We start from the raw sequence: 13469 nt of genomic DNA on the forward strand, positions 1-13469 counted from the left end.
CGAGTCGCGAGACCGGCGCTGCCGACCTCACCATTTGCGGCCATTGCGGTTGGGTCCCAGCTGGGTCCCCAGCACGCCCTTGGCCTGCCATTCACCCAGCTGGGTGCGATCCGAACCCCGGTCGGCCGGCGCCGCCAGCGGCCGGTGACTGCCGTCCAGGTCGAGCCGGTCGATATCTTCGCCGCCGCGGGAATCCCTGACCCGCACCTGCAACCGCCGCGCTCCTTCCGGCACCGGCCGATCGCCCTGGTAGCGACCCTTGCCCAACGGCTGCAGCGGCCACCAGGGGCCGCCGTCGCACTGCCATTCGCAGGCGGAGAGGTCGGCGTCGCCCAGCACCAGCACCCGGCACTCGTGACCCTCGGCCACGCCAGCGCCATTCAGGCGGGGATCGCCAGGCGCGGTGATCTGCACCCAGGGCCAGGTGTCGGGCAATTCGCGAAAGCGCCAGCTCACCACCGGACCGTCCAGGGTGACCAGCGCGAATCCTACACCGCCTTCCTCGATCTGGCCGGTGGATCTGCAGGCGGCATAGAGCACGCCGCCATCGTGGGCCAGTTCGTTGTAGTGGGTATGGCCGATCTCCACCAGGCGCACCGGGCCCTCGTGCAGCAGCCGCGCCACCCGCTCGGCTTCGCCGGGCCCCTGCAGGTCCGCCGGATAGCTGTGCATGAAGACCACGCAGCGCTGCTCCCGCCGGGTCGCCTCGTGCAACTCCTGCTCCAGCCACTGCAGCTGCTCGCTACCAAGGCGGAAATCCGGCCCGCCGGTGCCCGGTCCGCACATGTCGAGGAACAGGCAACGCACCCCGCCCACCTCCCTGGAATAAGGCAGTTGCGGCACCTGCAACTCGGCATAGAAGGGGTCGAGATCGCCGCCCTCCATGTCGTGGTCGCCGGTGATCACCGTTACCGGCAGCGGAAAGCCGTCCAGCAGCCGCTTGAGCAGCCGGTACTGCTCCGCGGTGCCGTTGTCGGCGTTGTCCCCGGGCAGATAGACGAAATCCAGTTCGGTGCGCTCGCGCAGCTGCTGCAGGAGGGTCTGCAGGTCCCGGGCGTTGCCGGCCTCGGCGGTGGTCAGGTGCAGATCGCCGATATGGGCGAAGGCGAGAAAGTCATCCTGGCGTGCCATCTCAGCCTCCCACCACCGAACCGGTGGAACGCGCCGCCTCTCCGGCGACGTGCTCGTCGCGGGTCTCCGGCATCAGCAGCAGATAGAGCACGAAGCCCACCGCGGCGATGGCCGCCAGGGTGGTGAAGGCCGCCGCATAGCCGAAGCGGACGATGATGATCCCGGCGATGGTGGCACTGATGGCCGCGCCCAGCCCCTGGGCGGTGGCGATGGCGCCCTGGCTGACGTTGAAGCGTCCGCTGCCGCGGGTCAGGTCGGCGACGATCACCGGCATCAGGGCGCCATAGATCCCCGCGCCGATGCCATCGAGCAGCTGCACCGCTACCAGGTAGTAGGGGCTGTCGGAAAAGGTGTAGAGCACACCGCGGATCGCCAGCACGGCGAAGGCGAAGAGAAAGATCGGCTTGCGCCCGAAGACGTCGGCCTTGCGCCCCACCAGGATGGCCACCGGCACCATCACGCACTGGGCGGCGACGATGCAGACGGCCACCAGCGAAGTGGCGCTGTCCTTGCCGACGATATGGGTCAGCTGCTGGCCGACCGAGGTCAACATGGCGGCATTGGCCAGGTGGAAGATGGCGGCCAGCAGCGCCAGCAGTTGCAGCTTGCGATTGGCCAGCAGCGCCTGCCAGGCCGACACCGGCTTGGCATCGCGGGCGCCGTTTTCCTCGCCCAGCCCCTGGGCCAGGTCATCGTCGATCTCGTCCTGGGGTACGCGGACGATGGCGACGATGGAGGCCGCCGCGAGCAACGCCATCAGCCAGAACACCACGGTGGGACCGAAGAAATAGGCCAGGCCACCGGCCAGGGCCGCCGAGACGGCGTTACCGGCGTGGTTGAAGCCTTCGTTGCGGCCGATGTGCTTGGTGAAGGCCTTGGGTCCGACGATGCCCAGGGTGATGGCTGCCAGTGCCGGGGCGAAGATGGCCGCCGCGGCGTGGGCCAGCGACTGGGTGGCCGCCACCACGTAGAAGTTGGAGACGAAGGGCAGCAGCACGCTGCAGAGGGTCACTACCAGGGCGGCGACGCCGACCATGAGGCGCTTGTGGCGGGTGCGGTCGATCAGGGCGCCGGCGGGGGTCTGGGCGATCAGCCCGGCGATGCCGGCCAGGGTCATGATGAAACCGGCGGTGGCCTCGTTCCAACCCTCCCCCGGACCGCGCACGGCGATCAGATAGATGGCGAGATAGGGGCCCAGGCCGTCGCGGACGTCGGCCAGGGTGAAATTGAGGGCATCCAGGGCATGGCGCGCGCGGCGAGAGGGTTCGGCGCTGGCCCCGGCGGTCGGGAGACGGGTTTCGGACATGAGCGGGCATCCGTAGCGAGATATAGGTCGCGGGACGCAGGTCCCACGGCACCTCTCGCCCCGGCCCGCCAGCGACCCACGGCAAGCGCCGCTGGGCCCCAGCCAACCACCGCTGCCAGGGGAGATTGCAAAATGTGACCGGAACGAAGCGGCGCTAGTGCCGTGCCCTCACGAAAGAAATGCCTCTGGCGCGGGACTTTCCGCACGTTTTCCGTCCCACCTGCCCCGCTCTCCCCGGCTGACGCCGCCGGTCAGGCCACCCGTCGGCTCGGTGCGGCGTCGACCTCGGGCTGGGCCAGGGCCACCGCACTGCCCTCTTCGCTGCGCGGCCGCAGCATCGACAGCAGGTTGGCCTCGATAGTGGCGCACAGCCTGTCCATGGTGATCTGGTGCTGGCTGTCGGCGAAGGGCGCCTGCAGATCGCTGCCGATGCGCTCCAGGGCCAGCAGCATGAAGCCGACCACGGTGGACACCAGCGGAGTGAACCAGCCGAGGGTGGAGACCAGGCCCAGCGGCATGGCGATGCAGAATAGGAAGCTGAACAGCTGCGGAAAGCAGACGTAGGGATAGGGCAAGGGGGTGTTGGCGATACGCTCCATGCCGCCCTGCCAGTTGGACATGTCCACCAGGGTCTCTTCCAACCGCGCCAGGCGGATGCTGTCCAGCCGGCCCTGGCGGTATTCGCTGGCGATCAGCTCGGCGGTGCCGGCAAGGATGTCATTCGCGAAGTTGAGGCTGCCTTCGGCCAGCGCCAGTTCATGACGGGCCAGATAGGGCGCGGCCGCCTGGGCCGGATCCTGGCGCTTGAGCTGGGCGCGCAGGGCATGCAGATAGCCCATGTGCCGACGCAGGAGCACCGCCTTGACCCGGTTCTGCGCCTTGCCCTGGTCGTCGATCAGGGTCAATACCTGGCGGCCGAAGCTGCGCGAGCTGTTGACCATGGCGCCCCACAGGGTACGGGCCTCCCACCAGCGGGCGTAGGCGCTGCTGTTGCGAAAGCTGATCAGCACCACCAGCGCCGAGCACAGCAGGGTCAGGGGCGTCAGCGGCAGGTCGAAGCGATCCTCGACGAACAGCATGGCGTCCACCGTCACCGCCACATCCCACAGCAGCAGACCGAACAGCGACCAGCCGACATAGCTGAAGGTGGTGCGCAGAAACTGGATCTTCTTCTGGATGGAATGGAGCTGGATCGGACTGGACATCTGCTACTCCCGGCGACGCGGATTCTCGATTCGCGGTTGCCCTGGCCGTCCTGTCGTCACGCCGCGAGCCGTCGAGCCCGTCACCGTTCCCCCTCCCTGAGAATGCAACCTGTTCGCGAGACTAGTCGGCGGTCCTTAAGTCAAACTTAATCTGGAGCGACGGGCGGATCATGGCAAAGTGCCGTGTTAGAGAGCTTCGCCTCCGCCCTAATGCCTCTAGCCAGCGTCTTGACGACCGCCCAACCGCCGATCGGCCAATGGCCCGAGCCATCGTGCGATACCACTCAGTCCTGCAGCCGACCAGCCAGCCGGGACAGGTCCTGGGAGACGCCGTGCAGGCGTTCGCTGGCGCTCTGGGTACGTTGCAGGTCCTCTTCGTTGTGACGGGCCACGGTGACGATCTCCGCCAGGTTGCGGGCGATGTCCTCGGCCACCGAGGTCTGCTCCTCGGCAGCCGTGGCGATCTGCCGGTTCATGTCGCGAATGGCTTCCACGGCCAGGGTGATGCTGCGCAGCCGCTCGCCCGAGGCCACCACCTGATCGCGTCCGGCACTGCTTTCGGCGGCGCCCGCACGTACCGCTTCGGCGGCTTCATGGGCGGCGCCCTGCAGCGTCGCGATCAGCTGATGGATCTCGCTGATGGAACTGGCCGTGCGCACCGCCAGACTGCGCACCTCATCGGCCACCACGGCGAAGCCACGCCCGGCGTCCCCGGCCCGAGCGGCCTCGATGGCGGCATTGAGCGCCAGCAGGTTGGTCTGGTCGGCGATGCCGCGAATGACCTCCAGCACACTGCCGATACGTTCGCTGTCGTGTTCCAGGCGGGCGATGACGGCGGCGGTGCGGGTGATCTCGGCATGCATCCGCTCGATGGTGGCGATGGTCTGGGTCATGCTCGTCTCGCCTTCGTGGGCCGCACGATCCGCGTCGTTGGCTGCCGTGGCGGCGCTGCCGGAGTGGCGGGCCACCTCTTCTGCCGTGGCGCTCATCTCGTGCATGGCGGTCGCCACCTGATCGGTACGGGAAAACTGGTCACGAATGCCCTCGCCGCTGCGCTGGGCGATGGCGCCCAGTTCCTGGGTGGTGGCATCGAGCGCCCCGGTGCCCTGGCGCAACTGGCCGGCCAGATCGACGAAAAAGTCGCGCAGGTGATTGGCGGCGCGGGCCAGCCGACCCACCTCGTCGCGCCGCGACTCGGCCAGGGGCTGCCCCAGGCGCCCCTCGCTGAGCTGGACCAGCTGCTCGGTGACCCGCGCCAACGGCCCGACGATGCGGCGATTGACCAGCCAGGCACTGAGCAGGGCGATCAGGGCGGCGAAGGCGAGCATGGCGCCCACCGCCAGCAGCACGGTGCGCCGCGCCTCGCCGCTCAGGGCCTCGGCCTGGCTGTTGGCGCGCGCGTGCAACGCGATGACCAGGCCGGACAGCTGCTCGCTGGTGGCCCGGTCGATGCCCTTGACCGCGGCATCGCCCTGGGCCGCGGCATAGTCCGCTGCGACATAGGCCGCCAGGCCGCGTCGATAGGCTTCGCCCATCTCCCGGTGGCTCTGGGCGAGTTGCTGCAGGCGCTGGCGCAGTTCGGATTCATCGGCCCGCCGCTGCAACTGTTCCAGTGCGGTCTGGACCCGCGTCTCTTCTTCCTGGAATTGCTTCCAGTAGCGCTCGCGCTGGTCGGCGGCACCGCCACGCAGCAGCACGTTCTTCCACTCCTGCACCTGGGACTTGAAGGCCAGGTTGGTGGCGTCCACCAGCCGCGCTTCCTCCAGCGGGCCGGTGAGCAGTCTTTGATAGCCATCCAGTTGGCGGGACAGCAGGCCGAAACCGGCGAGAGCCAGGGCCAGCAACAGAACCAGGCCGCCGCCGATGAGCAGCAGCAATTGAGCATGCAGGGAACGAGAGGGATTCATGGAAAGGGACCGAGAGGATGGTGCGGCTGGTCACTTCACTGCACTTTTATTGCAATAAGGTTTCAAGTAGTTGAAAGCCTGACTATTGCCGCCATACGGTCATCAGACGCCCCCAGAAGGTCGGTCCCACCGCTTTTGGGACGGCCAGCGCCCTCGTCGCCGGGGGCGCCGTGCCATAATCCGGGCACCTTCGCCGTCCCAGATGCCTGCATGTCCAGAATTGTGAAAGCGAGCCTCGTGCTGCTCGTGCTCTTGGCCCTCTACAGTCTGCTCGGATTCCTGGTCGGACCGCGCCTCGCCCTGCACTACCTCAACCAGACGCTGACCGAGCGCCTCACCCAGCCGGCCAGTCTGCAGGCGCTGAGGTTCAGTCCCTTCACCCTGCAGCTGCACGCCGAAAAGCTGCTGATCGGTCCGGCGGAGCATCCTGTAATCGCCGCCGAAGGCTTCTCGGCCGACCTGCAGTGGGACAGTCTCTGGCGGCGCACCCTGCACCTGACCGAGGTGCGCCTCGACCAGCCCCAGGTCGATCTGCGCATCGCCAAGGGCGGCCAGGTCAATCTGGCCCAGCTCTGGCGCAGCGAGCCCGCCCCCTCCGCCACGCCGACGGCGGCCGCCGCGGAGCCGGGCCAGCCCTTTCCGGTACACATCGAGCGCATCGCCCTGGTCGGGGGCCGGCTGCACTTCCTCGACGCCCAGGGCGCCCAGCCGGTGGAAGCCACCTTCACCCCCCTGGATGCCACCCTGCAGGAGTTCCGCACCCGCAGCGGCGACGCCCCCGGCCAGCTGGCGCTGACCGCCACCACCGCCCAGGGCGGCCAGCTCACCTGGAAGGGCAGCCTGGATCTCCTGCCGCTGCGCAGCGAAGGTGACCTGACCCTCAAGGGCGTCAGCCTCGCGCCCTGGTGGCCCTATGTACGCAACCAGTTGCCCCTGGCGCTGGGCAAGGGGCGGCTGGAAGCCAGCGCCCACTACCGCCTGGACCTGAGCAAGACCCTGCAACTGCACCTCAGCCAGGGCCGCCTGGCGCTGGACGACGTCGCCGTGCAGGCGGTGAACGCCGAACCCAAGGCCAGCTTCAAGCGCCTGGCCGCCGAGGGCATCGCCCTGGATCTGCAGCAGCGCGAGGTCAGCATCGCCCGCCTGCGCGGCAATGGCCTGGATGCCTGGGGCAATCGCGAGCAGGACGGCACGCTCGACTGGCAGAAGCTGTTCCACGCCAGCGACGCCCCGAGCAGCGGCGGCCCGGGCTGGCGCGTGCGCCTCGACGACGCCCAGCTCAGCGACAATCAGCTGCACCTGGTGGACCGCGTACCCCAGGAGCCGGCCAGTCTCTACTTCAGCGGCCTGGACCTGGCCGTGAAAGGCTTCGACAGCGTCGGCAACAAGCCCTTCGACCTGGCGCTCAAGACCACCCTGGGTGATCGCGGGCGCATCACCGCCGATGGCCAGCTGGCGCTGACACCGCTGCAGGGCAGCTTCGACATCGGCATCGACGAACTCAACCTGCGCCAGGCCCAGCCCTATCTCAGCCCCTACGTGCGCCTGGAGATCCGCAGCGGCCAGCTGGCCAGCCGGCTCAAGGTGGCCCTGGCCCCGGGCGAACCCCTGGGCCTCACCGTCAGCGGCGCGGCGCAGGTCACCCAGGTGCATGTGCTCGACACCCTGCACCAGCAGGACTTCATGCGCTGGCAGCGGCTGGACGTGCAGGGCATCGCCTTCGAACTGGGCAAGCGGCTGGTGATCGACAGGATCGACCTGGAAAAGCCCTATGGCACCCTGGTGATCAACGAGGACCTCAGCAACAACTTCAGCGCCCTGCTGGTCCCCCAGCCGAAAACCGAGTCGAAGGACAGCTCGCCACCGCTGCAGATCCGCATCGGCGGGGTGAGCATCAGGGACGGCAGCGCCGACTTCGCCGACAACAGCCTCAAGCCCGGCTTCGCCACCAACATCCAGTCCCTGGAAGGCGGCATCGGCACCCTGGACACCGCCGCCTCCAAGCCGGCCGACATCCACCTCGCCGGCAAGGTCGATCGCTTCGCCCCGGTGGAGATCAAGGGCCGCCTCGATCCCCTCGATCCCCTGCAGCAGCTGGACGTGACCGCCTATTTCCGCCAGGTCGAACTCACCACCCTGTCGCCCTATACCGGCAAGTTCGCCGGCTACGCGGTGCGCAAGGGGCGCCTCGACCTGGATCTGCAATACCGCATTGACGACGGCAAACTGCAGGCGCAGAACCACGTGGTGCTCGACCAGCTGGAACTGGGTGAGCGGGTGGACAGCAAGGACGCCGTGGACCTGCCGGTGCGCCTGGCGGTGGCCCTGCTCAAGGACAGCCACGGTCGCATCGACCTGCGCCTGCCGGTGGCGGGCAATCTCGCCGACCCCAACTTCAGCGTCATGCCGGTGGTCTGGCAGACCCTGCGCAATGTGCTCAGCCGCGCAGTCCAGGCGCCCTTCCGCATGCTGGCGGGCCTGGTCGGCGGGCACGAGGCGGATCTCAGCGCCATCGACTTCGCCCCCGGCAGCACCAGCCTCTCGGCCCAGGCCCGCGGCGAGCTGGACAAGCTGGCCGCGGCCCTGCGCCAGCGGCCGCAGCTGACGGTGGAGGTCAAGGGGCACGCCGGCGCCGCCAGCGACGGGCGCGCCCTGGCCGCCAGCCAGCTGGAAAAGGACTTCCAGACCCAGTACTTCAACCTGCTTCAGCGCCGTGGCGACAAGGTCCCGGCCGATCCCAGCCAGTTGCAGGTACCCGCCGACATGCGCGCGCCCCTGCTGGAAGGCCTGTACCGCCTGCGACTGCAGGCGCAACCGCCGCAGGAATGGGATAGTCTTGATGATGCCACCCGCACGGCGCGCCTGCGCCAGGCGGTGCTCGAAGCCTGGAGCGGCAACGACGGCCTCCTGCGCAGCCTGGCCCAGCAGCGCGCGGGCGCCATCAAGACCTACCTGGTGGACACGGCGAAACTGGACGCCCAGCGGGTCTATCTGCTGGACGTCAGCACTCAAGCCCAATCCGGCGAATCGCCCACGGCCGCGCAGTTGCAGCTCGGGGTGCTCTGACCGGTCAGGAGACCCCCATGCGTTGCCTGCTCGCCGCCTTCACCCTGCTGGTCGCCACCGGCGCCGCCGCCGATTCCATGAGGTGCGGCAACGCCCTGGTCAGCCGGGGTGATCGCGCCTTCGAAGTGCTGCAGAAATGCGGCGAACCCGCCCATCGCGACCTGGTGGGCTACGAACTGGGCCGCAACGAACGCCGCGAGGCGGTGATCGAAGAATGGGTGTACGGCCCGAAGAACGGCGCCAACTACATCCTTACCTTCGAAGCCAACCGCCTCTCTCGCATCGAGTTCCAGCGCCAATGAACCTGCGCCCCCTGCTGTTGCTGCTCCTGCTCGCCACCGGCACCAGCCAGGCCGCGTCGCTGCGCTGCGGCAGCGCCCTGGTCTCCACCGGCTCCACTACCCACGAGGTCCGCGGCAAGTGCGGCGATCCGCTGAGCGTCACGCCCCTGGGCGAACGCCAGGTCACAGATGGCTACGGCTATCGCCAGGTGGAATTCGTCGAGGAATGGGCCTACGGCCCCTGGAACGGCATGCTGTATTTCCTCACCTTCCGCGGCGGCCGCCTGGACCAGGTGGACAGCAAGAGAGCGAACTGAGGTTTGCCTTGTGAGGTTCGCGTGGACGAGGCGGCGCCGTCGTCCACCCTACAGCCCATAGCGTGGAAAACCGCGCAGCCTTTTCCACTGTCTCGACCAGGCCAACTTCGCTGCAGTCCATGCACTGCACGTAACCGCCCCCTCTCCCCCTGGGAGAGGGCCGGGGTGAGGGTCGCACGCCCCCGCCCCGCTAGCCCAGCCGCTCGCGCAATACCACCAGGGCCTCCTCCGGGCCCCCGACGACGATGCTGGCTGGCACCGCCAGCATCAGATTGAGCGGTAGGCCGAATTCCTCCAGCGTCCAGCCGTCACGGTCCAGCAGCCCCTTGCCCACCCACTCGGGATGGCGGGCGCGAATCCGCTCGGCCAGGCTGCCCGCTTCCGGCACATGGCCGACCACCGGCTTGCCCAGGGCGACGGCGTAGCCCACCTCGAAACAGGTGCCGCTGTCGGGCTCGGCGCCGCGAAAGAAGTCCAGGCTGGCCAGGACGCCATCCGCCTGCCTGATCAGCGCCAGATTCGCCCGATAGATCCAGGTGGCCTGCGCCCCCGGCTCGGTCAGCTCCGGGGGAATGGCATTGTCCAGTGGAAACAGGCCCGTGCAGCCGTGACGGGCGCACAGTGCCTTGAGCGCCTCGCCCTGGGCGACGGCGTCAGGACGAAAGACCTCGGGGCCGGCAAGATAGATACGGGGTGGCATGGCAGGACCTCGCGGAAAGAGCCAGTGTAGAGGGTGGGTACTACCTCGTCTGCCTGACAAGGTTTCGTGATCGCCATGCCACTCGTGCTCCCGGCACGACCGTTTACGCAATAACCAATCCGCCCGCCCCCGCCTGTATACGTTTTGAAAGCTAGACCTTTTAAGATCGGCGCACCTTGAGAGCCTGACTCCCCCGCTGTCCGGAATCGGCTCGCCTCCTGGGCATGCTCGCTTCGGTGTCGCCTGATGTCTGGCCGTTTTCTGCTGACCGTTCACCTCAATCGACTGATCAATGCCTTGCTGGTGGTGACCTCGCTCGCCACTGCCTGCGGCATGGCCCTGCTCGTGCGGCAGGCCCATGAGAATTCGACAGGCATGCGCCTGACCCGGGATCAGTTGCCGGTCTACGCAGAGGCGCTGCGGCTGGTGGAAGCCGTCTCCGCCGAGCGCGGCCCGACCAATGCCCTGCTCGGCGGTCGCGGCGGCGATAGCCGTGAGCTGGCGCGCGCCCGAGCCCTGAGCGATCAGCGCTTCGCCCGCCTGCAAGACCTGCTGCAGGGATGCCAGCAATGCAGCGTGACCGCCGAGCAGGCGGCAAACGGCTATCAGGCGCTGCTGCAGGCGCGTGCCCGGGTCGACCAGCGCCTCCAGGCCACGCCCGACGATCCCGCGCCCCAGGACATCGCCACCGTGGTCCAGGGCATGTTCCGCGCCCTCGACAGCAACTTCATCACCGCCGACCTCACCCTGCACGACCTCATCCAGCGCAGCCCGGCCGTGGCCATCTACCTGGTCAATGCCAAGCTGGCCGCGCGCCTGCGCGACACCGCCGGACGCCTGGGCTCGCTGCTGACCCCGGCGCTGCAGGCGCAGCGCCTGCCCAGCGGCGCGGAACAGGTCCAGTTGCTGCAGACCCAGGGCCGCATCAACCAGCTGATGGACCTCCTGCGCAGCAATCTCAATCTGGCCCCCGGTCGCCCCGAACGTGATCGTTTCGTGCAGGTGCAGGAGCGCTACCTGGGCGAAGGCCTGGACTGGTACCACCAGACCCTCGCCGCCCTGGCGACCGGCACGGCGCCCAGTGCGGCCAGCTTCGCCCAGGGCTATGTCCCGACCATGGTCAGCATCCTGGAGTTGCGTGACGAAGCCCTGAGCCTGGCCCGCGAGGAAGCCGATGCCCTGGCGCGCGAGGCCCAGCTGCGGCTGCTGCTGACCATCGCCGCGGCGGTGGGCATCCTGCTGGCACTGGGCACCGGCCTGCTGTTGCTCAAGCTGCGCCTGCTGACGCCGCTGCTGGCCAATACCCAGCGGCTGCTCAGCCTCAGCCGGCGCGCCCGACCGCTCGGGACGGTGGCCGAAGACGATCCGCGCACCCTGTTCGCCGCCTTCGCCCAGTTGGAGGACGAACTGCTGCAGGCCGACCGACTCCGCCAGGAGCGTGACGCCCTGATCGCCGAACTGGGCATCCGCGCGGAGACCGACTACCTCACCGGTCTGGCCAATCGCCGCGCCTTCGAACGCGAGCTGGCGCAGGGGGTGACCAGCACGCCCGGGCAGTTGGCGGCGATCGCCTTCGATGTCGATCACTTCAAGCGCATCAACGACACCTACGGCCATGCCGCCGGCGATCTGCTGCTGCAGCAGCTGGCGCAGCGCTGCCGCGAGCTCTTGCGCCCTGGCGATCGCATCGCCCGGATCGGTGGCGAGGAGTTCGCCGTGCTCGCCGACGTGGCCCAGCCGGCGGATGCCCTGGCACTGGCCGAGCGCCTGCGCCAGGGCATCGCCGAGACGCCCTTCGCCGTCGGCCCGACCGAGGCGTTGCCGGTCACCGCCAGCTTCGGCGTGGCGGTGACGCCGCGCCTGGCGGAAGGCGTCCAGGTCCGCTTGCTGGCGCAAGCCGATGCCGCCCTCTACCGGGCCAAGCATCGCGGGCGCAATTGCAGCGAGATCGCCGAACTCGGCTAAGCCAGCATCGCCAGCGACCGCGGCAGCGCTTCGTCGAGCAGTCGGCAGGCGGCTTCGCCCACGCGCCGCACACCCTCCTCGATCCCTGGACGCTGGGCCTGGGCATAGTTCAGGCGCAGACAGTTACGGTACTTGCCCGAGGCGGAAAAGATGCTGCCGCAGGCGATCTGCACGCTCTGGGCGAGCAACTCGCGATTGAGTCGATGGCTGTCGCAGGCCTCGGGCAACTCGACCCATAGCAGGAAGCTGCCCTGGGGCTGGCTGACCCGGGTACCGGCAGGAAAGTAGCGCTGCACCCAGGCGCTCATCAGGTCGCGATTGCGCTGGTACTGGGCGCGCATGCGCCGGACGTGCACGGTGTAGTGACCGGCGGCGATGAATTCGGCGATGGCCAGTTGCGGCTGGGGCGCGGTGCAGCCGGTGCCTATGTACTTGAGGTGCAGGATGCGCTCGGCATAGCGCCCGGGCGCCACCCAGCCGACCCTCAGACCCGGCGCCAGGGTCTTGGAAAAGGAACTGCAGAGCACCACCCGGTCGTCTTCGTCGAAGGCCTTGAGCGCCCGGCCCCGGGGATAGCTGTAGAGCAGGTCGCCGTAGACATCGTCCTCGATTACCGCTAGGTCATGCTTGCGCGCCAGGGCCACCAGCTGGCGCTTGTTCGCCTCGGGCATGCAGTAGCCCAGGGGGTTGTTGCAGCTGGGGGTGAGCTGGATGGCCCGCACCGGCCACTGCTCCAGGGCCAGCTCCAGCGCCGGCAGGCTGATGCCGGTACGCGGATCGGTAGGAATTTCCAGCGCCTTGAGCCCCTGGCCCTTGAGGGTCTGCATCACCCCGTGAAAGGTCGGCGAATCCACCGCGACGATGTCGCCCTCCTGGCAGGTGGCGCGCAGGGCGATGGCCAGCGCCTCGTGGGCGCCGCTGGTGATGACGATGTCATCGGCGGTGAGCACGCAGCCGGCGTCCAGCTGCAGCCGCGCCACCTGTTCGCGCAGCGCCGCCACGCCCTGGATGCTGTCGTAGGATAGCCCGGCATTGCCCGGCCGCCGCGCCAGGCGTGCCATGCCGGCGAGCAAGGGGGCCAGGGTCGGCGCCTCGGTATCCGGCAGGCCGCGGCCGAGTTGCACCCGCACCGAATCCGGGGTGGAGGTCATCAGCTCCCGCACCGGTTCCCAGCCGGATACCTCCACCGGCCAGCGCGCCGGCCGGGTCACCCGCGGCAATTCGATGGCGCGTCGCTCCAGGCGGACGAAATAGCCGGACTTGGGCCGGGGCTCCACCAGGCCGCGGTCTTCCAGCAGCCGATAGGCCTGCTGCACCGTGGCCAGACTGACCCCGTGCTCCTGGGCCAGGACGCGCACCGACGGCAGGCGTTCGCCCGGTCGATAGAGGCCCTGCTCGATACGGCGGCCGAGGGCATCGGCCAACAGCTGATAGCGATTCATGCCCGGACTATAGCGGCGCAGACAGGCAGCGCGCGCCATACAGATGGCCACGCCGTGCACCATACAGCTGAGCGCTGTAAGGCAGCTGTATGGCGGACAACCCGCCGGCCTGGACCTGCCCCTGAAGCGGCCGGCGGCGGAGCATGGAG

General features: G+C 68.6%; 10 protein-coding genes and 1 pseudogene. 4 read left to right on the forward strand and 7 right to left on the reverse strand.

The genetic code is table 11. The features are described 5' to 3' along the window. Positions 1-27: 27 nt before the first annotated feature. The 5 genes and pseudogenes from EC839_RS17925 to EC839_RS25070 all read right to left on the reverse strand — a co-directional run. On the reverse strand, positions 28-1131 hold the full coding sequence (locus tag EC839_RS17925; RefSeq protein WP_007161007.1) for a metallophosphoesterase: 1104 nt from the start codon (positions 1129-1131) through the stop codon (positions 28-30). 1 nt (position 1132) lies between these two features. Then, positions 1133-2437, reverse strand: a complete 1305-nt coding sequence (locus tag EC839_RS17930; protein WP_007161008.1) for an MFS transporter — start codon at positions 2435-2437, stop codon at positions 1133-1135. Positions 2438-2688: 251 nt separating this feature from the next. Then, complete coding sequence (locus tag EC839_RS17935) at positions 2689-3642, reverse strand: bestrophin family protein (protein WP_007161009.1); 954 nt, start codon at positions 3640-3642, stop codon at positions 2689-2691. A 284-nt stretch (positions 3643-3926) separates the two neighbouring features. After that, the gene (locus tag EC839_RS25065) at positions 3927-4640 is read right to left on the reverse strand and encodes a methyl-accepting chemotaxis protein (RefSeq protein WP_372237671.1); all 714 of its coding nucleotides are present in this window, start codon (positions 4638-4640) and stop codon (positions 3927-3929) included. A gap of 156 nt (positions 4641-4796) precedes the next feature. Continuing rightward, positions 4797-5549: pseudogene (locus EC839_RS25070) on the reverse strand (HAMP domain-containing protein); the annotation flags it as partial. A gap of 237 nt (positions 5550-5786) precedes the next feature. Between EC839_RS25070 and EC839_RS17945 the strand changes: the two are divergent. From EC839_RS17945 to EC839_RS17955, 3 genes are read left to right on the forward strand one after another with little or no spacing between them, the layout of a single operon-like run. Beyond that, complete coding sequence (locus tag EC839_RS17945) at positions 5787-8615, forward strand: DUF748 domain-containing protein (protein WP_007161011.1); 2829 nt, start codon at positions 5787-5789, stop codon at positions 8613-8615. Between the two features lie 17 nt (positions 8616-8632). Continuing rightward, positions 8633-8917: a DUF2845 domain-containing protein gene (locus EC839_RS17950; RefSeq protein ID WP_007161012.1), complete on the forward strand. Its 285-nt coding sequence runs from the start codon at positions 8633-8635 to the stop codon at positions 8915-8917. Next, positions 8914-9213, forward strand: coding sequence for a DUF2845 domain-containing protein (locus EC839_RS17955; RefSeq protein WP_007161013.1), 300 nt, complete (start codon positions 8914-8916; stop codon positions 9211-9213). Before EC839_RS17950 ends, EC839_RS17955 begins: the two co-directional genes overlap by 4 nt. 190 nt (positions 9214-9403) lie before the next feature. On the opposite strand, the gene EC839_RS17960 is transcribed toward EC839_RS17955, so the two are convergent. Further along, positions 9404-9913: a nucleoside 2-deoxyribosyltransferase gene (locus EC839_RS17960; protein ID WP_007161014.1), complete on the reverse strand. Its 510-nt coding sequence runs from the start codon at positions 9911-9913 to the stop codon at positions 9404-9406. A gap of 246 nt (positions 9914-10159) precedes the next feature. Here EC839_RS17960 and EC839_RS17965 point away from each other — a divergent pair, with 246 nt between their 5' ends. Next, complete coding sequence (locus EC839_RS17965) at positions 10160-11878, forward strand: diguanylate cyclase (protein WP_132832945.1); 1719 nt, start codon at positions 10160-10162, stop codon at positions 11876-11878. Here EC839_RS17965 and EC839_RS17970 read toward each other — a convergent pair. Next, a complete protein-coding gene (locus EC839_RS17970; RefSeq protein WP_177416767.1) occupies positions 11875-13320 on the reverse strand; it encodes a PLP-dependent aminotransferase family protein in 1446 nt (481 codons plus the stop codon). The two genes, EC839_RS17965 and EC839_RS17970, sit on opposite strands and share 4 nt — an antisense overlap. Positions 13321-13469: the final 149 nt, after the last annotated feature.

The sequence above is a fragment of the Pseudomonas sp. JUb52 genome (genome assembly GCF_004341115.1).
Lineage (GTDB): Bacteria > Pseudomonadota > Gammaproteobacteria > Pseudomonadales > Pseudomonadaceae > Chryseomonas > Chryseomonas oryzihabitans.

Coding starts and splice junctions, on each gene's coding strand:
- EC839_RS17930 (WP_007161008.1), bottom strand. CDS start 2,437: ATGTCCGAAACCCGTCTCCCGACCGCCGGGGCCAGCGCCGAACCCTCT.
- EC839_RS17935 (WP_007161009.1), bottom strand. CDS start 3,642: ATGTCCAGTCCGATCCAGCTCCATTCCATCCAGAAGAAGATCCAGTTT.
- EC839_RS17970 (WP_177416767.1), bottom strand. CDS start 13,320: ATGAATCGCTATCAGCTGTTGGCCGATGCCCTCGGCCGCCGTATCGAG.
- EC839_RS17925 (WP_007161007.1), bottom strand. CDS start 1,131: ATGGCACGCCAGGATGACTTTCTCGCCTTCGCCCATATCGGCGATCTG.
- EC839_RS17960 (WP_007161014.1), bottom strand. CDS start 9,913: ATGCCACCCCGTATCTATCTTGCCGGCCCCGAGGTCTTTCGTCCTGAC.
- EC839_RS25065 (WP_372237671.1), bottom strand. CDS start 4,640: ATGCACGAGATGAGCGCCACGGCAGAAGAGGTGGCCCGCCACTCCGGC.
- EC839_RS17950 (WP_007161012.1), top strand. CDS start 8,633: ATGCGTTGCCTGCTCGCCGCCTTCACCCTGCTGGTCGCCACCGGCGCC.
- EC839_RS17955 (WP_007161013.1), top strand. CDS start 8,914: ATGAACCTGCGCCCCCTGCTGTTGCTGCTCCTGCTCGCCACCGGCACC.
- EC839_RS17965 (WP_132832945.1), top strand. CDS start 10,160: ATGTCTGGCCGTTTTCTGCTGACCGTTCACCTCAATCGACTGATCAAT.